The sequence below is a fragment of the Corynebacterium pseudokroppenstedtii genome (assembly GCF_019754945.1).
GTDB classification, from domain to species: Bacteria; Actinomycetota; Actinomycetes; order Mycobacteriales; family Mycobacteriaceae; genus Corynebacterium; species Corynebacterium pseudokroppenstedtii.
The window spans coordinates 333650-353374 of sequence record NZ_JAEUWU010000001.1 but is presented as its reverse complement, the minus strand read 5'-3'; the positions used below and the strand labels follow the sequence as shown (position 1 = coordinate 353374).

Below are 19725 nucleotides of genomic sequence, written 5' to 3'. Positions count from 1 at the left end.
GAGGGAGTTTACCTGACGATCAACCCGATCACCCGATCAGGAGACCGCCCTGGCCAACGAAGGGCTTGTGCTTACTTGCTCTTCGAGGCCTTCTTGTTCTGCTTGTCCCGAGGGACCTCGACCAATTCGTAGGCCTCGATCTTGTCTCCGACAGAAATGTCGGGGTAGGACAAGACCATACCGCACTCGTAGCCGTGCTGAACTTCTTGGACATCGTCCTTACCGCGGCGCAGCGATGTGACGGTTGCTTTATCGGCAACAACATTGCCATCGCGAACCAACCGGACTGTCGCATTTCGCTTGACGACGCCTGTCTCAACCATGCAGCCGGCAATAAGGCCAACTGCGGAGGCCTTGAACAGCTGACGGATCTCGGCTGTACCCAGGTCACGCTCTTCGTAGATCGGCTTGAGCATGCCGCGAAGAGCAGCCTCGATTTCTTCGATGGCCTTGTAGATAACCGAGTAGTAGCGGACATCGACGCCCTCTGCGTGGGCGGCCTCTGTGGCTTTGCCTTCGGCACGAACGTTGAACCCGATGATGATCGCATCCGAGGCAGCTGCCAAGTGGACATTTGTCTCGGTGACGGCACCGACGCCGCGGTCGATGATGTTGAGCTCAACTTCATCTCCGACGTCGAGCTTAAGCAGAGCATCTTCCAGGGCCTCGACGGTACCGGCGTTGTCACCCTTAAGGATGAGGTTCAGGCTGCTGGTCTCCTTAAGGACCTTGTCCAGATCCTCAAGGGAGACACGCTTGCGGGAGCGTGCTGCCAGGGCGTTACGACGCCGTGCGTCACGACGATCCGCAATCTGGCGGGCAGTGCGATCGTCCTCGACAACGAGGAGGTTATCGCCAGCTCCAGGAACACTGGTGAGTCCCTGAACCTGCACAGGCACCGATGGACCAGCATCGGTGATGTCATTGCCACGTTCATCGGTCATACGACGGACACGACCATGCGCGTCACCCACGACGATCGAGTCACCCACGTGCAACGTACCGCGCTGGACGATGACGGTGGCCACCGGTCCACGTCCACGGTCAAGGTGGGTTTCGATGGCAACACCCTGAGCATCCATGTCCGGGTTAGCCACCAGCTCGAGCGATGCATCCGCGGTCAACAGAACTGCTTCAAGCAACTTGTCGATGTTCTGGCCCTGCTTCGCAGAGATATCCACGAACATGGTGTCCCCACCCCATTCTTCGGGGGTGAGACCATATTCGGTCATCTGGCCACGGATCTTCTCCGGGTCCGCACCTTCTTTATCAATCTTGTTGACAGCGACGACGATCGGGACGTCGGCGGCTTTCGCGTGATTGATTGCCTCTACGGTCTGGGGCATAACACCGTCGTCGGCAGCGACCACCAAGATGGCGATATCTGTGGACTGAGCACCACGAGCACGCATGGCGGTGAACGCCTCGTGACCCGGGGTATCCAGGAAGGTCACCAAGCGGTGCTCGCCATCCAAGTCAACCTTCACCTGGTAGGCACCGATGTGCTGGGTGATGCCGCCGGCCTCGCCCGATGCCACATTGGCTTTACGGATCGTGTCCAACAGGCGAGTCTTACCGTGGTCAACGTGACCCATGACGGTAACCACCGGAGGATGCTTAGTCAGATCCTCTGCGCCACCTTCGTTCTCACCGAACTGGAGGTCGAAGGATTCGAGGAGCTCACGGTCTTCATCTTCAGGTGAGACAACCTGAACCTTGTAGTCCATCTCGTCGCCGAGGAGCATCAAAGTCTCGTCAGAGACCGATGCCGTCGCGGTGACCATTTCACCCAAGTTGAACAGAGCCTGGACCAATGCGGCTGGATCAGCATCGATCTTGTCCGCGAAATCAGCCAAGGAGGCACCACGGGCGAGACGAATAGCCTTGCCATGACCGTTGGGCAGCTTGACGCCACCAACGACGGTCGGGGCCTGCATTGCCTCGTACTCGTGCCTCTTCTGCCGCTTCGACTTACGACCGCGACGGGGAGCGCCACCGGGACGTCCGAATGCACCTGCGGTTCCACCGCGACGGCCTCCGCGGCCACCGCGTGGACCACCACCGTGTCCGCCACCTGGTCCATGTCCGCCACGGCCCCGGCCGCCACCAAAGTGGTTCGAGGACTTAGATGGCATCTGACCCGGGCTCGGATGGGATGGCATCATCGCGGGGGTAGGAGCGTGCCCACTGCTCTGCTTCGAGGAGCGCTCGTTGCGGTTACCACCGCGACCACGACCGCTCGGCTTCGGGTGTCCACCAGGGCGTGGTGAGTGCTGACCGCCACCGCGCTGGCCAGGCTTACCCGAGGTTCCACCAGGACGTGGCATATCTCCACCACGCGGGCGTGGGGCAGGCCGTGTTCCCGAGGAGAACGGGTTATTCGCTACACGAGGAGCTCGCTTGCCACCGGGTTTAGCACCTGGCTTCGGAGCGCCTTGGCCCGGCTTCGGGGTCGAACGCTGGGAACGCGAAGCCTGATCACTCGGGTTCGGGCCGGGCTTCGGAGACTTCTTCCCCGCCGCCGTCGGTTCTTCAAACCGTGGCTGACCGGGCTTCGGTGATGATTTCCCAGCCGATGGCTTGGGCGATGCCGCTGACTTGGAAGCAGACGGCTTTCCAGCACCCTGAGCGGACGACTTGCTATTGTTCTGTGCGGGGCGGGGAGCATTCGGACTTCCCGACGCACGGGCAGCTGTACCCGGAGTTGGACCAGATGGACGACGCTGCTGCCCCGGCGTCGGCGCCGACTGACCAGCTGCTGAGGAAGCCTTTCCGCTAGCTTTCTCAGCAGATGCGGAAGCTGCAGCGGAATCCGACTGCGCACTACCAGCCGACTGGTTCGACTTGGAGTTTTCTCCGCCTTTGGCATTCTTCCGATTGGCCATCGCCGCAGGCGACGGCGATGCCGACGGATTCCTACGATGCGCCGCTGCGGCGGCAGCTGCGGCAGCGGCGGCCGCCGGATTCGACTTCGATGACGGTGACCCGGAGGACTTATCAGCCACCCCGTAGTATTCCTTCATCTTTTTAACGACGGGAGGCTGGACCGTCGACGACGCGGTCTTGACAAATTCTCCCTGCTCTTCGAGCGCAGCGAGCAGCTTTTTACTTGTTAATTTAAGACTGCTGTCTAGCTGGTTGAGCTGTTTCACGAGCTCGTGGACACGAAGCTTTGGCACTACTCTCCTCACTTGTGGAGTCGAGGGCCTTCATGCCGCGTCGACTCCGGGGTTAACTGTTGACATTCATCGCTGATGCTTCATCGTGTGCTCATCAGTGTTCAGGTCTTCCTTCGTTCAATGGTTCCTACTGAGTGTGCAGAGTTCGGGGTAGTTTTACTGCCATTCCTCTCAATCCTTGTGCGGAAAAGAGAAAGCCACGGGTAAAACCGGCGTGGATTAGGTGGCAGTAACGCTCCCTGACTCCAATGACTCGATGTATTCACCGATCTGGCGGGTATCAGCCTTACCTGATACCCGGAGGGCGCGCTCGAAAGCACGCCGCTGACGGGCCCGTTCAAAGTTTTTGGTTGTGGGAATAATCCATGCCCCTCGACCTGGTAAGGACCGGGAGGGATCTGGAATAATCACAGCCTCTTTCTTCGACGAGCCATCCTGTGATGCACCGTCTTGCCTTAGGACGACACGCAACATGCGAGTGTCAGAGCACCGCGTCCGAGTAGCAATGCAAGTGCGTATGCGGACGGGGGTTGAACCCTGGCGATGCACTCTCTGCCACTCTCCTATCGCAGTAACTCTGTGTATGACTCTCTGTTGTGACTACTACGCACTGAAGGCCATCAGAGCGTGCGTCATCGTCCCTCGTCATGGAAGGGCATACAACAGTGTAACGTCACAGACTGATTTACGCGAACTTACCAGCGTTTATTCAGTATCCGAGTGTATGTCGATACGCCATCCGGTTAGACGTGCAGCAAGACGGGCGTTTTGCCCTTCCTTACCGATGGCCAGGGACAGCTGATAATCCGGAACAGTCACCCGCGCGACTTGTTCCTCCGGATCAACAACCTCAACTTTAAGAACCTTCGACGGAGCCAAAGAATTCCCGACGAAGGTAGCGGGGTCCTCGTCGAAGTCGATGATGTCGATCTTTTCGCCGCCGAGTTCGTCCATGATCGCTCGGACTCGCTGCCCACGAGGGCCGATGCAAGATCCTTTAGCGTTCACGCCATCGATGGTCGATCGCACGGCAACCTTAGAGCGGTGGCCAGCTTCACGAGCAATGGAAACAACCTCGACGGAACCGTCGGCGACCTCAGGAACCTCGAGTTCGAACAGGCGATGCACGAATTCCGGGTGCGTCCTGGAGATCATGATCTGCACGCCGCGCGGCCCACGGTTGACGTTGACCACGTAGAACTTCAGGCGCTTGCCGTGAGGGTATTTCTCGCCTGGTATCTGCTCGGCGGGGAGCAGCGTTCCGTCATTCCCGTGTGCTTCCGTACCAAGGCGGGCGATAACGATCCCCTTCGCCCGCGCGAAAGAGTCTGCCTCAACGATGCCTGTGACGACCTTCGAGGTCAGCGACGCATATTCTTCGTAGGTCTGGTCTGCTTCTGCCTCTTGCAAACGAGCCACCATTGCCTCGCGGACAGTGCCAGCAAAGGAACGGCCAAAGTCCGACGGGGTTTCGTCAACTTCCGCGATGACGTTACCTTCTTCGTCTCGCTCAGTGACGATAACGGCCACATGCCCATCGTCGGGATCGACATCGACGCGCGCTTCTGAATCACCCCCCGAAGACTTCTCCCACGCTTCCAGCAGAGCCTTCGCGATGGTGGCTGTCATGTCTTCCACGGACACCCCGCGCTCACGTTCAATCGCGCGCAGCGTGCTCAAGTCGATGTTCACTTGTAGCCCTTCGATTTTTGTACCTGCAACCTCAACTTCCCATAGGCTACCCACTGGTCGTTTGGTCGCAAAATGTGGCCCGTGGCGCAATCATGTGCAGCTATTCTGAGGCGCTATCCCAACTGATCAAAGGGCGTGTTAGCGAGGACCATTTCGGCCTCGGGCGGAGTCGAAAACTCGACTTCTAGCTTCGCTTCACGGATCTGGTCCAGTGGGTAGGTCTCCACCGACGGTTTCTTCTTCCCGGGGAGAATTACTGCCAGCTCGGTCTCGTCAGCGTTCAAAGCGCCGATTCGGGCGACGAAGCGAGTTTCACCGGCGCTGCCTCCACCATGAGCGGCGTCGCCCTGGTTGAGAACAAACGTGGCAACGTGCGCACGTTGACGTCGAAAATGACGAGCTGCGACCAAAGGTTCATCGAAACCTGGGGTCGAGACCTCAAGACGGTAACCGGCGCCGAAGTTCAACTCCCCATCACGTTCGGCGGCGTCGAAATTGCGGGAAATCTCGTCCGAGAGTTCCTCGATAACATCCAGATCAGGGCGCTGGTCACCGTCGATGCGGATAATGACGGCAGACTTCGCGCCCGCTTTTTTAATATCGACCTTTTCAACATCAAACCCGCGCGGACCCACGATGTGTTGCACGCGCTGTGTAATCTCTTCTGCCGTCGGGAAAGCCATAAAAACAGGATAACGAGTACCAGCCAAGCCCACTAACCGCCTGTGAGAGACTAGAACGGTGATGAGGAACGTGAAAAGCCCGAAGACGACGAGGAATAGCAGTGCTGAGCAGCTGAAACAGAACAGCTCACGTGAAACCCGCGGTACTGCCTTATCTCGGCGGGCTTTCTTCGGACGCTCCGCGCAGGCCATAGGTGCTGCCGTCGCCGTTACGGTGCTCTCCGGAAGCGGCCTGCTAGCCGGGTGCGAATCTACGCACACCAAGCCTGACCAGAAATTATCTGACCTCTACGCGCAGGCCAACTCTGTGGCGGGCTCACTTGACGCGTCAGAACACCACGATGCCGCGGTCTTTGTTCATGCCCACGCGGATGCTCTCCGGCAAGAAATCCGACGCATATGTGGCACGGATAAAGACGGGAATTCTCCGTCAACGTGCTCGGATTCCACATTGGATTCTGAAGGCAACAGCGGTAATCCACAACCTGCTGGCGGCAACAGTGACGAAGAGTTATCCCAAAAGCTGAAGGATTTACGGTCCTCGGTTGTCTCGGTGGCATCTCAAGCGGACACGAAACGCAATAACGGTTTGCTTGTCTCTATTGCCTCATCACTGTCAGTTATCGCCGCGCAAACGTCGTTGGGTGACTCGGACTCGGCTAACACGGGGACGGCGCAGGACAACGATGCTGCTTCGCAATCCAGCACCACTGCAACGTCGGATTCATCGAGTGGCAACCGTCGTCCCAATAAAGCTGATGTCACCGCAATGACCACCCTGCTCACGACGGAGTATCAAGTCATCTATGGTTTTGGGTTGGCTCTGCCCTTCGCGGACTCTGCACTGAGAAAGAGCATCGAGTCTGCAGCGAATAAGCACCGCGCGACGCGGGATCGCATCATTTCATGGCTCGAGGACCAGGCTAAGGTCTCGCAGAAGAACATCCCCCTCGCCGATGCTGCCTACTCGTTTGCTGCCCCGCCGACAGACTCGGAAACCGCCTACCAATTCCTGATTAACCTGGAGCTCTTTGCGTGTGCCCGAACGTACGACCAAGCGCGGGGTATGAATACAGGGAGCGCGATGGATATAGCTTCCTCGCTAATCACGCATTCAGCCGTGGACGCCGCATACTTCATCGACAAAGCCGGAGGAAACGCGATGAATGACGATCGCCTCCACCTGCCAGGGATGGGGACGTCGGCAAATATCTAGCCCCACCCCCGAGCAGTTCTTCCGACGTTAGCTCTTCACGAGCTCAACGATATGCTCTGCCGCATCGTCGACAGGGACAGTCTCCACAGAATCGGCCAACCGGTCGCGCACCTCAACTTTTCCTTCCTTGAACGCGCGACCTAGCACCACAACGTAGGGCATACCCAGCAGTTCCGAATCCTTGAACTTCACACCCGGGCTGACCTTCGGCCGATCGTCGAAAAGAATGTCGAGCCCACGGTTAGATAGTTGCTCCGCAAGGGTAGACGCCGCTTCCGCTGCCTCCGCATCCTTATTGGCAATCACCAGATGGACGGGGAACGGTGCAACACTGACCGGCCACTTCAGGCCCTTATCGTCGTGGTACTGCTCAGCAACGACGGCGACCAACCGCGAAACTCCGACCCCATAGGATCCCATCGTGGGGCGCGAGCGCTTACCGTTCTCGTCCAACACATCGAGCTCGAAGGCATTGGTGTACTTCCGGCCAAGCTGGAAGATGTGGCCAATCTCAATGCCCTGCTTGAGAAGCAACGTGCCGGTTCCATCCGGTGCAGGATCTCCCTCTTTCACCTCGGCGGCCTCGATAGTGCCATCTGGAGTGAAGTCGCGCCCCACCGTGACATCAACGCTGTGATGGCCATCGGCTCCGGCTCCGGTAATCCACCGCGTACCCGCTACCACGCGTGGATCAACAAGGACCTTCACATCGTGCTCCGCCATTCCCACTGGACCGACGTAGCCCATGGGAAGGAAATCATGCTCGTCGAAATCTTCCTTCTCAGCCAGGACAACTTCCTTGGGCTCCAGCGAAGCCTCGAGGCGTTTCATATCCACCTCGCGGTCGCCGGGGATCGCAATAATGGCGTACGAGAAATCTTCTTCCCCCGGTTCCCGCGTCTTCACCACGACGCATTTCAGAGTGTCTTGAGCAGTAATTTCACGACCGAACCGCTGGGACACAGTCTCATTCGAATTGGCCCAGTCCACCAGCGCGGCAATCGTCGTACAGTTCGGCGATTCCAATGTGATCGCCGGCTCAATCGAATCGATCGCGTTTTCGTCGACAGTCGGCGCAGGAGTAACGACAGCCTCGACATTGGCCGCATAATCGGAGTTCGTCGACGTCACAAACGTGTCTTCGCCGACGGGCGAGACAGCGAGGAATTCCTCGGACGCGGACCCACCCATGGCGCCGGATGTCGCAGCGCAGATGGCGTAATCGAGCCCTAAGCGGTTAAACATGCGCTGATAGGCGGCCCGGTGCTTCTGGTACGACTCCTCCAGCCCCTCGTCTTTCATATCAAAGGAGTAGGAATCGCACATGACGAATTCCCGTCCGCGCAGAATTCCTGCGCGAGGACGTTCTTCATCCCTGTACTTGGTTTGAATTTGATACAGGGTGACGGGGAAATCTTTATACGAGGAGTACTCGCCTTTCACCGTCTCGGTAAAAATTTCCTCATGAGTAGGGCCTAAGAGATAATCGCCTTTTTTACGGTCTTTTAACCGGAAAAGGGCGTCGCCGTACTCTGTCCATCGGCCTGTCACTTCATAGGCATCGCGAGGAAGTAAGGCAGGTAATTCAATTTCTTGAGCACCTATGCCGTCCATCTCTTCCCGCACAATCCGCTCAATGTTTCGCAGAACCTTGAGCCCGAGCGGCAGCCACGAATACACACCGGGTGCGATGCGTCGGATAAAACCGGCCCGAACAAGGAGCTTGTGGCTAGGAACTTCTGCATCTGCAGGGTCTTCACGCAAGGTTCGCACAAAGAGAGAGGACATACGGGTAATCATGGCTCGATACATTACCCCACAGTTTCAGTAAGGTCGCGCTCCGGTGGATGGCAATCGCTGTGGTGGCGATGCGCGTTCACATATCAAAGCGGTGTTATCAACAAACTCACCGTCAAAGCCTTCATTAGAGCCTCCGTCGGACCTGACTCACCATAGCCGTAACTACACCTATATCGGGGTAAATTCCAACACGTAATAAAAACTATCCATCCTTTTTTATTGTCATTTTGAGCCTGGATACACCCTCTTAATCGATCAACTACAACGATTAACAAACCAGCTGACCTGACTAAATACACGCATTTTCGACATTAAAGTGTCCGCTGTGCCTGCACACCCGTGCCGAACATCAGTAAATAACGGAAGGAGACTCGATGTCTGAACGAAAGCCCATTCGCGTGGCGATTGCTGGAGTCGGAAACTGCGCCTCATCACTCGTTCAAGGGGTGGAGTATTACAAAGACGCTGATCCGGAAGAAACAGTTCCCGGACTCATGCACGTGAAATTCGGCGACTATCACGTCGGCGATATTGAATTTGTCGCCGCATTTGACGTCGATGCAAAGAAAGTTGGCACCGATCTTTCCGACGCCATTAATGCGTCAGAAAACTGCACGATCAAGATTTGCGACGTTCCCTCGAGTGGAGTCACTGTTCAGCGTGGCCCTACGTATGACGGTTTAGGTCATTACTACAAAGAGACAATTGATGAGTCGACCGAAGAACCTGTTGATGTCACTCAGATGCTCCGCGATACCGAGGCGGATGTCCTTGTGTCATATCTGCCCGTAGGGTCCGATCAAGCCGACAAGCATTATGCACAGTGTGCGATCGACGCCGGTGTGGCGTTCGTTAATGCACTCCCCGTGTTCATTGCATCCGACCCGGAATGGGCCAAGAAATTCGAAGATGCCGGCGTGCCGATTGTGGGCGACGACATTAAGTCACAAGTCGGGGCAACAATTAGCCACCGCGTGATGGCGAAGCTCTTTGAAGATCGCGGAGTTCGGCTGGACCGCACGATGCAGTTAAATGTCGGCGGAAATATGGACTTCAAAAATATGTTGGAGCGCCGTCGGCTTGAATCAAAGAAGATCTCAAAAACTCGGGCGGTGACGTCGAATCTTGAGCACGATATGGGTGAAGGCAATGTCCATATCGGGCCTTCGGATTATGTTAGTTGGCTTGACGACCGAAAATGGGCGTATGTGCGGTTGGAGGGAACGACTTTCGGCGATGTCCCGCTCAACCTTGAATACAAATTAGAAGTGTGGGACTCTCCTAACTCGGCCGGAATAATTATCGATGCTCTGCGCGCGGCAAAAATTGCGAAAGATCGAGGGGTATCTGGTCCTGTGTATTCGGCCGCCTCTTACCTCATGAAGTCGCCGCCGAAACAGCTGCGCGATGAGGTTGCTCGGCAGCAGCTCGAAGAATTTATCAGTGGCGAATAATTCCTACTACTAGAGAATAATTCCTGCCGACGCCCCTCAGCGTGGTACCGGGATGATCGCCCGATAGGCTTTCCCCATGCTGATAATCCTTCCGCCGTCAGAGTCACAATCTCACCCAGCCGATACTGGGGATCGTGGCTCCTCCCCCGGTGATAGCCCAACTTTGGATTGGGACACGTTGCACTTTTCCTCCCTCAATCCGACGCGCCAGGAAATCGCTCATGAGCTCATCACCTTGTGCAGCGTCGAGACGGAAGCGGGGCGGGCGCACGCTCGGGAAGTATTAGGGTTGTCTGAGCGCCTTGATTCCGAGCGTGCATCAAACGCTCAGCTTTTAACCAGCTCAGCTGCCCCCGCTTTAACGATCTACACGGGTGTTCTGTACGACGCACTTGCCCCGGCGGGACGACAGGACCCCATCACGAAAGCCGGTCATGTCTGCCCTGCTGTGGGGCCTTTGTCCTCCTCAGCTACTCGTCGTCTAGCTGTAGGTTCGGCACTATTCGGAGTTATTTCTGCCGACGACTCCATCCCTCATCACCGGCTATCCGGCACCGTGACCTTAGGCGATTCCACAATGCGGGCGCGGTGGAAGCCAACTTTGACTCAGGCTCTGGTTGAATGGCGCGACAGCACGGACGCGCAATCCAATGCGATATTCGATTTTCGCTCCGGGACGTACCGGACTTTGGGTCCAGTGCCCGGCTCGACAGAACTTCGCGTCGAAACGATTGACTCGTCCGGAAAGCGGAAAGTGGTCTCTCACTTCAACAAGTTTTATAAAGGCCTGGTCGCTCGACACTTGGCCGAAGCTTCTGAATGTAGGCAGGAAGACGCTGCCGAGCTTTTATCCAGCGTGATCGACAAGGAGTTGGGGTTCGCAACGGAAATTCGGGCGGGTGCGGTGAAAGGGACGAAAGGGGACCTCGTCACCATGCTCGTTCCGCAGTAGAGCTCACGCGACGTGAGAGCCGAGTTCGCGTGAGGGGCTTATTCCGCGTGGGGACGCGGTACCGCGACGTCGCCGATGACGATCACCGCCGGCGGATTAACGTTTTCCAGCACCTGCCCTAACGAGGCCAACGTCGTCGCAATCGATTGTTCGTTGGACGTCGTTCCTTCTTGGGTGACAAAAGCTGGGGTCTCAGGATCACGACCTGCATCCATCAGCGCTTGGGCGATGGCGCCACCATTTTTCACGCCCATGATGATGCAAATTGTGCCCCTCATGTGGCCTAATGCGTCCCAGTTCACGAGTGACTTGGGGTGCCCGGGTGGCACGTGGCCCGACACTACGGTGAAATCATGAGTCACACCGCGTTGAGTCACGGACACGCCCGCGGTTTCGGGAACTGCAATGGGGCTTGTAATCCCGGGTACAACTGTGACCGATACATGCTGGTCTTCGCAGTACTCTTGCTCTTCGAGTCCCCGGCCGAAAATGAACGGGTCCCCACCCTTCAGCCGAACGACAAATTGACCGGCTTCCGCATGCTCAACGAGCGTCGAGTTAATTTTTTCCTGGGCTACCGACTTGCGGTATGGCAGCTTTGCCACATCAATAACGTCGCAATCAGCGGGAATAATTGACGACAGATCAGGCGCTAAGTGGTCGATCAAAATAACGTCCGCGGCCCCCACATATTGATATCCACGGTACGAGATCAAGCCTGGATCGCCTGGGCCACCACCAACTAAGGCAACTGTTCCACGAAGCTGTCCTCGGATATCGCTGATAGTCTCCGACGGCAGCGGTCGGACGGTCACTGGTGGCAAATCGGTCATAGCCTTCAGCTTAGTCTCGGTCTCGTTGGGGGCTGACGCTGGTGGATGGGTTGGCTGTGTTCGCAGGTTGTCGCCATTACCGATGAAGTGACGGCTGATCGTGAAACTCGCGGCACGCGTCGACAAAACTGACGATAGCGCTGGGCATAGCGGCAGGATGAGTATGCAAATACGACGCGTGAATATTATTGCGCACCCACCCCTCGTAGACATCACGGCCGTCCCATCCCGTCCATGTCCACGCGGACTGATGTTCTGATGGATCACTCGAACCACCCGTAGCAGCGTCGTCAATGACGAGGGATGTGTGGTGGAATTCGTGACCAATGAGATGGTCCCCTTGATGCCATAACGCTGAGGACTGTGTCGCGGAAGCCTCGCGGTAGCCAAGAGTCACCCGCTTATTCATGTGCGCCGATGCCGGGAATACCCCACACATGGGATAGCCCTCCAGACTTTCAAGGAGCCACAACAGCCCAGCGCACTCGGCATGAATAGGGCGATGGCAATCCGCTGATTCACGGATGAGGCCAGCCAAGCGTCGCCTGGAGGACAACTCCTTGACATGCTCCTCCGGGAACCCGCCCGGGATGATAATTCCGTCGGACCGCCGGATAGCATCGCACGCGGTGTCTTCATCCCCCAGCGGATCCACATCGATGACATCAGCGCCCGCTGCGTCGAGCAGTTCCCGATGCTCTGCGTACGAGAAGCTAAATGCTGGCCCACCGACCATGGCAATCAATGGTCGCTGGGATCGACGAAGACTAGCACCAGTGTGACACTGCCCGATCTCCTCAGCGGGACTCCACACCGGGCCCGGCGTGGGCGGCGTGGCCAGGTCGCGCACAGCGTCCAGGTCAACGGAGTCTTCCACCATGTCCGCCATATGGCTGACGGCTTCCTGCGCTTCGACACTCCACTCAGATGTCGTGATCAGACCCAAATGCCGGCTGGGCACCTCGACATCGACGGCGCGCGGAACTGCACCAATAACCGGAACGCCCTGCTCTTCGACCGCTTTTGTTGCAACAGCCGTGTGTCTGGTAGAGCCCACTCGGTTCAAGATCACACCAGCAATGGTCACGTCGGGGTCCAGGGTCGAAAAACCTTTTACGACGGCTCCGACCGACTGGCTCATTCCACGGACATCGATAACGAGGACAACGGGAAGGCCAACGAGGCGGGCTACTTCAGCCGTGGAGCCGCTGGCCACTGCACCACTGACAGCTGCGCCACTTTTCTCGTTGCCGACGTGCGAGGACAAGGCCGGAATTCGACCGTCGAAAAGACCCATCACGCCTTCCACCACGGCGATGTCCGCACCCAAAGAGCCGTGACGATACAGCGGGGCTATACGGTCGGTTCCGCACATGACTGAATCGAGGTTACGTCCCGGACGGCCCGTGGCTACACCGTGATAACCAGGGTCAATGTAGTCGGGCCCCACTTTAAACGGCGCAACAATGTGTCGCCGGCTCAATGCCGCCATCAGACCGGTAGCAAGCGTCGTCTTTCCCGTCCCAGAGGCTGAACCAGCAATGACAAGTCCCGGCGCGCCCGTACGTTGGGTGTCTACCACTCGATACCTTTCTGGCCTTTTCGTCCTTGATCCATGGGGTGCTTGATTTTCTCCATCTTGGTCACAAGGTCGGCAACGTCAATGATCTCTTGTGGCGCGCGCCGGCCGGTAATGACGACGTGTTGGGTGCCGGGGCGGTTCCGGAGCGTCTCGGCTACTTCCTCAACAGGGACCCATCCCCAAGCCATGGGGTAGGTAAATTCGTCGAGAACATAGAAATCGTGAGTTTCCTCTTGGAGCCGTCGGGCCACCTCGTGCCATCCATCAAGGGCGTTGCGCGCGTGATCGTCTTCGGTTCCCTTGGTCCGGGACCATGACCATCCTTCGCCCATTTTGTGCCATTCGACGGGTCCGCCGACGCCGGTCTCGTCGTGAAGCTCCCCCAGTTTCCGGAAGACGGCTTCCTCGCCGACTCGCCATTTTGCGGATTTGACGAACTGGAAGACGCCGATGCTCATCCCTTGGTTCCATGCGCGCAGGGCCATGCCGAAAGCAGCTGTGGATTTTCCTTTGCCGTCGCCAGTGTTGACTGCGGTGACTGGGAGCATTCGTCGCTGTCGTGTTGTTAATCCGTCGTTGGGAATGTTCGCGGGATCAACTTTTCCTTTGGGCATTGTCGTCTCTCTCCTCAGTGACTGTCTGTGCCTGCGCGCGTGCGTCTATGCAATTATCGCTGTGCTTATTCAGAGCTAAGCGGAGTCGTGACTCTGGCTCAATGTTCTACCTCAACGTCCGACCTCGACGTTTTAGCTCAACGTCTTGATGACTCCACCTAGATTATCGGCCGACAGCTCATCTAACCGAACACACGGGGCATGAAGGTAAGCCGCTAACCGCGATGCCAAACCTAAACGCACCCGACCTTGGCGTTCACAATCGATGACAACGCTCCCCGCGAGCCCACGACGGGCGATACGACGAGCTGCTGCCTCAGCGGCGGCCAAACCGCCTTTGCCATTAGCACGTCCATCCGACAGACACATGAGGATAGCTCTGCGGCCAGGCTCCCGATAATGCTCGCGAGTAATCACCTCATAGGCTTTATCGAGCCCAGCGGCCAACGGTGTACGCCCACCTGTTTTGACGTCGGCTAGACGACGGGCAGCGATCGTGATCGACCGCGTCGGCGGAAGAACGACTGTTGCTTCCGACCCGTGGATAGTGATTACGGCCACCTTATCGCGGCGCTGGTAAGCGTCGGTCAGCATCGACATAATCGCCCCCGTCACAGCTGAGAGGCGGTCGCGTGCTGCCATCGACCCCGAGGCATCGACGAGGAACACGACGAGGTTTGCTTCCGATCCACGACGGACGCTTCCGCGCACGTCATTCGATTTCAGAGGAACCCGGTGCGTGTAATTGTCGATCCGTGCCCCACGGTCGGCCGCGGCGAGGACCGTGCCCACGACGTTGAAACCGTGGCCGTCTCGTACGGCTCGAATAGTTGAACCGTGCGCTGATATAGCATGTGATCGCCTCCCCAGCGCGTTGGATTCGACCTGGCCTAACTTCTGAAGCTGAACAAGCCTAGCGGCGAAAGGGCGCGCCCTGGGCGGCGCGGCCTCCTTCCTGCGGTGCCGGACCGCGGTTGTCATCGTTGTCTACATCGGACTTGTTCTGCTGCGGTGTGGGCTGCCCAGCGCTCGGGTCCGGTGTCTCATCAGAGTCGACATCATCGCTGGTGTCGTCGGCACCGTTGGTATCGAGGTCACCAACAGTGTCCTCGGTGTTGTCCGGCGCGGAGTCGTCATCCGGTTCGTCGGGAACCTCGTCACGTGCGCGGTCCAACGCTTCGTCAAGCTCATCGTCGCTGATATCGGGCGAATCGAAGGGGTCCCGACGGCGGTGCGGGAGCGCCAATTCGGCCGCGACTTTGATGTCCGAATCCTTGATCGTTGTCCGGCCTTCCCAGGCGGCGTGGGCAGCAGCGCCGCGGGCAATGACAAGGTCTGCGCGCATGCCATCAACATCAAAAGATGCACAGATGGATGCGATTCGCCCCAAGATTACGTCGGTGAGTTCTACTTCTGTCACACGTTCTTTAGCAGCAACAATGCGCGTCGCGATGTCCCTCTCGGCATCGGCCCACTGCTCGAGGAATTCCTCGGGGTTCTCATCGAAGGCCAACCGCCGGCGCATTACTTCCGTCCGCGACTTCGTGTCACGCGGCGCGGAAACGTCGACAGCCAGACCAAACCGGTCCAAGAGTTGCGGACGTAACTCTCCTTCTTCCGGGTTCATCGTGCCGACGAGGACAAAGTCGGTGTCCTCCGTGTGAGAGACCGCGTCGCGCTCGATGCTGATGTGCCCGGTTGCTGCAGCGTCGAGGATGATGTCGACTAAGTGGTCCGCCAGCAGGTTAATTTCATCGACGTACAGTACTCCCCCGTTTGCCTCGCTGAGCAAGCCGGGCTGGTATTCAGCATGGCCGGTGGTGAGGACGCGCTCGACATCAATTGAGCCCACCACACGGTCTTCCGTGGCACCCAACGGGAGGTTAACAACCTTCGCCTTCGGGTCCGGAAGCATCCGCGAGAAAGCACGGACTGTCGTCGTCTTCGCCGTGCCCTTTTCGCCTCGAACGACAACACCGCCGATGCGAGGAGAAATAGCGGTCAAAATCAGCGCTAATTTCAGCTGATCTTGCCCAACCACGGCACTGAAAGGGAAAAGCGAAACGCTGTGTGACGAAGGCAACATACTTCCTACTCTAGAGGCTTCCTACCGTGAACGGTTTACCGCCACCGATAATAAACACCAGCATGCGACAAGTGAAAGACACGAGAAAACGGCACGGAACCGAATCTTCACCGATTCCAGGCCGTGCTCAATAGCCGTCTAGGATTCCAGCTGCAATGCCTTCTGCGAACGATCCCACTGCTCATGGAACAGATCAGTGTGACGCGACATCAACTTGCCGTACGACGGCACCATTTCCTTGATCTTCGGCGCCCACTCGATCATCTTGCTGCCGAAGCACCGTTCCAGCAGTTCGATCATTGCCGACGGAGCGATCGAGGCTCCCGGCGATGCACCCATCAGACCGGCGATGGAACCGTCGTTGCTCGAGATCACCGCGGTTCCGAACTCCAAGGACCCAAACTTCGGCGCACCGATCGGCTTGATGACCTGAACACGCTGACCCGCGGTAACCAACTCCCAGTCCTCTGCCCGAGCCGACGGCATGTACTCACGGAGCGATTCCACACGAGCAGTCTGGTTCTTCAACACCTCTTCCACGAGGTAACGGGTGAGGCCGAATTCCTGAAGGCCGACGCCGACCAGCGACGCGATATTCCCTGGGCGCAGCGACTTCGGCAGGTCCAAGAAGCTGCCCTTCTTGAGGAACTTCGGCGTCCAACCAGCGTAGGGGCCGAACAAAAGACCACGTTTCCCGTCGATAATGCGGGTATCCAAGTGCGGTACCGACATCGGCGGAGCACCCACGGATGCCTTGCCATACACTTTCGCAGCGTGCTGCTTGATCAAGTCCTCGTTGGTGCAGCGCAACCATTCACCGGAGACAGGGAAACCGCCATAACCCTTAATTTCCGGAATGCCTGCTTTCTGCAATAGCGGCAGGGCCATACCGCCCGCACCAACAAAGACAAAATTTGTCGTGATAACGGAGGTATCCCCGGTGTGAAGGTTCTTCGAAGTCACCTTCCAGTGACTACCCTCTCGTGAGATGTTTTGGACTTCATTGCCATACCGGATTTCGACGCCATTCTGGGTGACGTAGTCAATATATTGGCGCGTCAAAGCACCGAAGTTAATATCCGTGCCCTCATTGGTCCACGAAATCGCCACTGGTTCCGTGTAGTCACGGCCGCGCGCCATCAGAGGCAGTTTCTCAGCGAACTTTTCGTTGTCATCTGTGAAATGCATCCCCGGGAACAAGGGGTGCTTGCTGAGAACATCAAAACGCTTACGGAGGAAACGGACCTGCTCACCGCTGTGTCCAAACGACATGTGGGGGCACTTGTTAATGAACTCACGCGGATTGCCTAGCTTATTTTCCTCAATGAGGTAGCTCCAGAATTGGCGAGAGATCTGGAACTTCTCGTTCACACTCACCGCTTTTGTAATGTCAATGTCGCCATTGACTTCCTGCGTGTAGTTCAACTCACACAGCGCCGAGTGGCCAGTGCCCGCATTATTCCATGGTGACGACGACTCCCCCGCCGGAATATCAAGACGCTCCAGGATCACCTGATCCCAATCCGGTTGAAGCTCTTTGAGCAAAGTACTTAGCGTAGAGCTGATAATTCCGGCACCGATGAGCACGACATCGGTGTCGGTTCCTTTTCCTACGCGATCAGTGGATTCTGACACGATTTTCATCATCCTTCGAAGCGCCGCGAACCAACGCGACGCCGGTAAGAGAAGCGAGTTGTTATTCGTTCTGGTCTGTCATATTGCGCAAAACGGCCCGCGGCCAATTGCTATGGTGACCCGTCAGGTCAAGAACCATGAATCGTGGGCTGATCCCAACGCGGAACCATCCCACCGTTTGAGAGTACCCGGCGCGGAGGGCAGACACGCCACAACTGTCGTGGAAAGTCCAACATAATGACCATTTACATATCATCAGCACCCTTAAACGGGGGAAGCATACAGCTACCGTTAATGAGGCCGCGTGGGAACAGAACTCACCGCTGCGGTGTTAGGCGAAATGTAGACTCGCGTGCGCATGATAAAGCGACGGCATCATTCGCATGTCATCGATATAGAAAGGACGTTCAATGGCTGCAACCTCGACGGCTGAACGCAATAATCCGGTCATTCCTCAACCCGTTCACAATGGGCCCGAAGCGCCGACCCGACACTATGACCTCATGATTATCGGGACGGGATCAGGAAATATGATCCCGGGGCCTGAATTCGGTGATAAGCGGATCGCCATCGTCGAAAAGGGAACGTTTGGGGGGACGTGCCTGAATGTCGGCTGTATTCCCACCAAGATGTATGTGTATGCGGCCGATATTGCGGAGGCTGCGCGGGAAGCGGAACGGTACGGCGTGCATGCCCACGTTGACGGGGTAGATTGGCCCGCCATCGTGCGTCGAGTTTTTGAGCGTCGTATCGACCCTATTGCCCGCGGTGGCGAAGAATATCGCCGTGGTGATGAAAACCCGACAGTGGATGTCTACGACCAGTTCGCCCGCTTTATCGGACCACGGACTCTAGCAACCGGGCAGGGTGATCAGCCCGTCACGATCACAGCGGATCGCATTATCGTGGCGGCAGGTTCGCGGCCATTCATTCCGTCCGTGGTTACGGATTCAGATGTGCCCTATCACACGAATGAAGATATCCTCCGGATTCCTGATCTCCCCTCATCGATGATCATTCTTGGTGGTGGAGTTATCGCCGCCGAGTTTGCTCACGTCTTCAGCGCGCTCGGGGTGGACGTGACCGTCATTAACCGGTCACGTCATTTGCTCAAGCGGTTCGAGGCAGACATTTCGGAGCGTTTCACTGAGATCGCGTCCGAGCGCTGGACAACATATCTTGGCCGCACCGTCACCAAGGCGGAAAGAAAAACAGAAAACACCGAGGGAGTCACCCTAACTCTCGACGACGGAACCACTGTCAGCGCCGAGGCGCTTCTCGTCGCCATGGGGCGAACCCCCAACGGCGACCTCCTCAACGTCACTGAGGCCGGCATGGACCTTGATAATGGCGGGCGAATCGTCGTCAATGAGTACGGCGAAACGACCGCTCCCGGTGTGTGGGCGCTGGGCGATGTGTCGTCGCCGTACCAACTGAAACACGTGGCCAATCACGAGGCGAAGGTCGTCAAACACAATGTTTTGCTTGATATGGGGCTCTTGGAGAGCCCTGAAGACACGCGAGCCGGCATGGGAGAGATAGCCACAAGCGGCCCCGATGCTGGTAAACAGGCCTTCCACCACGCGTTTGTTCCTGCAGGAGTGTTTACCCACCCGCAGATCGCGACCGTCGGTATGACGGAGGAGGAAGCGCGGAACTGGGCGGACAAAAACAACACGACCGTGGCCGTGAAGATGCAGAACTATGGCGATGTGGCCTATGGCTGGGCGATGGAAGATACCACTGGGTTTGTGAAACTCATTGCTGATACGACGAGTAATCAGCTGCTGGGTGCCCACATCATCGGGCCTCAAGCCACGACGTTGATCCACCAATTCATCACCATGATGGAGCAGAAACTGACCGTCCCCAAGGTGGCCGAGGGACAGTACTGGATCCACCCGGCACTGTCGGAGGTCAATGAAAATGCCCTCCTCGGCCTCGGGTTGTAGACCCACACGCGTAGTCCCACATGCATAGTCCCGCAGTGGGGCGAGTG

At 57.4% G+C, this 19725-nt stretch carries 15 protein-coding genes; 4 read left to right on the top strand and 11 right to left on the bottom strand.

What is annotated here, in order from left to right; translation table 11 throughout:
• Positions 1-71 precede the first annotated feature (71 nt).
• The 4 genes from infB to rimP all read right to left on the bottom strand — a co-directional run bounded on the left by infB (position 72) and on the right by rimP (position 5554).
• The gene (infB, locus tag JMN36_RS01470; protein ID WP_221923711.1) at positions 72-3179 is read right to left on the bottom strand and encodes a translation initiation factor IF-2; all 3108 of its coding nucleotides are present in this window, start codon (positions 3177-3179) and stop codon (positions 72-74) included.
• Positions 3180-3398: 219 nt separating this feature from the next.
• Entirely contained in the window at positions 3399-3728 is a 330-nt protein-coding gene (locus tag JMN36_RS01465; protein WP_275414836.1) for a YlxR family protein, read from the bottom strand.
• Positions 3729-3884: 156 nt separating this feature from the next.
• Entirely contained in the window at positions 3885-4871 is a 987-nt protein-coding gene (gene nusA / locus JMN36_RS01460) for a transcription termination factor NusA (protein WP_204088720.1), read from the bottom strand.
• A gap of 113 nt (positions 4872-4984) precedes the next feature.
• Positions 4985-5554, bottom strand: a complete 570-nt coding sequence (gene rimP, locus JMN36_RS01455) for a ribosome maturation factor RimP (protein WP_204087091.1) — start codon at positions 5552-5554, stop codon at positions 4985-4987.
• Positions 5555-5624: 70 nt separating this feature from the next.
• On the opposite strand from rimP, the gene JMN36_RS10965 reads away from it, so the two are divergent.
• Positions 5625-6770 carry a DUF4439 domain-containing protein gene (locus tag JMN36_RS10965; RefSeq protein ID WP_204087092.1) on the top strand — a complete coding sequence of 382 codons (1146 nt, stop codon included), beginning with the start codon at positions 5625-5627 and terminating at the stop codon, positions 6768-6770.
• 27 nt (positions 6771-6797) lie between these two features.
• On the opposite strand, the gene JMN36_RS01445 is transcribed toward JMN36_RS10965, so the two are convergent.
• Positions 6798-8570 carry a proline--tRNA ligase gene (locus tag JMN36_RS01445; protein ID WP_204087093.1) on the bottom strand — a complete coding sequence of 591 codons (1773 nt, stop codon included), beginning with the start codon at positions 8568-8570 and terminating at the stop codon, positions 6798-6800.
• 374 nt (positions 8571-8944) lie between these two features.
• On the opposite strand from JMN36_RS01445, the gene JMN36_RS01440 reads away from it, so the two are divergent.
• Positions 8945-10024, top strand: a complete 1080-nt coding sequence (locus JMN36_RS01440) for an inositol-3-phosphate synthase (RefSeq protein ID WP_204087094.1) — start codon at positions 8945-8947, stop codon at positions 10022-10024.
• A gap of 76 nt (positions 10025-10100) precedes the next feature.
• Positions 10101-10976: a peroxide stress protein YaaA gene (gene yaaA / locus JMN36_RS01435; RefSeq protein WP_204087095.1), complete on the top strand. Its 876-nt coding sequence runs from the start codon at positions 10101-10103 to the stop codon at positions 10974-10976.
• Between the two features lie 38 nt (positions 10977-11014).
• Here yaaA and cobA read toward each other — a convergent pair whose 3' ends face one another.
• The 6 genes from cobA to mqo form a co-directional block, all read right to left on the bottom strand.
• Positions 11015-11809 carry a uroporphyrinogen-III C-methyltransferase gene (cobA, locus tag JMN36_RS01430; protein ID WP_221923710.1) on the bottom strand — a complete coding sequence of 265 codons (795 nt, stop codon included), beginning with the start codon at positions 11807-11809 and terminating at the stop codon, positions 11015-11017.
• Positions 11810-11885: 76 nt separating this feature from the next.
• Positions 11886-13391, bottom strand: coding sequence for a cobyrinic acid a,c-diamide synthase CobB (locus JMN36_RS01425; RefSeq protein ID WP_221923709.1), 1506 nt, complete (start codon positions 13389-13391; stop codon positions 11886-11888).
• Positions 13385-14005, bottom strand: a complete 621-nt coding sequence (gene cobO, locus JMN36_RS01420) for a cob(I)yrinic acid a,c-diamide adenosyltransferase (protein ID WP_204087098.1) — start codon at positions 14003-14005, stop codon at positions 13385-13387. The genes JMN36_RS01425 and cobO overlap by 7 nt, the downstream gene beginning before the upstream one ends.
• A gap of 132 nt (positions 14006-14137) precedes the next feature.
• Positions 14138-14986, bottom strand: coding sequence for a vWA domain-containing protein (locus JMN36_RS01415; RefSeq protein WP_236881800.1), 849 nt, complete (start codon positions 14984-14986; stop codon positions 14138-14140).
• Positions 14919-16091, bottom strand: a complete 1173-nt coding sequence (locus tag JMN36_RS01410; protein WP_204087099.1) for a magnesium chelatase ATPase subunit I — start codon at positions 16089-16091, stop codon at positions 14919-14921. The genes JMN36_RS01415 and JMN36_RS01410 overlap by 68 nt, the downstream gene beginning before the upstream one ends.
• Before the next feature lie 138 nt (positions 16092-16229).
• Positions 16230-17726, bottom strand: coding sequence for a malate dehydrogenase (quinone) (gene mqo / locus JMN36_RS01405; protein ID WP_236881801.1), 1497 nt, complete (start codon positions 17724-17726; stop codon positions 16230-16232).
• 410 nt (positions 17727-18136) lie between these two features.
• Between mqo and mtr the strand changes: the two genes are divergently transcribed.
• Positions 18137-19678 (top strand): mycothione reductase, encoded by a 1542-nt coding sequence (mtr, locus tag JMN36_RS01400; RefSeq protein ID WP_269091348.1) that lies wholly within the window; start codon positions 18137-18139, stop codon positions 19676-19678.
• Positions 19679-19725 lie beyond the last annotated feature (47 nt).

Coding starts and splice junctions, on each gene's coding strand:
- JMN36_RS01410 (WP_204087099.1), bottom strand. CDS start 16,091: ATGTTGCCTTCGTCACACAGCGTTTCGCTTTTCCCTTTCAGTGCCGTG.
- JMN36_RS01440 (WP_204087094.1), top strand. CDS start 8,945: ATGTCTGAACGAAAGCCCATTCGCGTGGCGATTGCTGGAGTCGGAAAC.
- mtr (WP_269091348.1), top strand. CDS start 18,137: ATGGCTGCAACCTCGACGGCTGAACGCAATAATCCGGTCATTCCTCAA.
- yaaA (WP_204087095.1), top strand. CDS start 10,101: ATGCTGATAATCCTTCCGCCGTCAGAGTCACAATCTCACCCAGCCGAT.
- JMN36_RS01445 (WP_204087093.1), bottom strand. CDS start 8,570: ATGATTACCCGTATGTCCTCTCTCTTTGTGCGAACCTTGCGTGAAGAC.
- cobA (WP_221923710.1), bottom strand. CDS start 11,809: ATGACCGATTTGCCACCAGTGACCGTCCGACCGCTGCCGTCGGAGACT.
- rimP (WP_204087091.1), bottom strand. CDS start 5,554: ATGGCTTTCCCGACGGCAGAAGAGATTACACAGCGCGTGCAACACATC.
- cobO (WP_204087098.1), bottom strand. CDS start 14,005: ATGCCCAAAGGAAAAGTTGATCCCGCGAACATTCCCAACGACGGATTA.
- JMN36_RS01415 (WP_236881800.1), bottom strand. CDS start 14,986: ATGACAACCGCGGTCCGGCACCGCAGGAAGGAGGCCGCGCCGCCCAGG.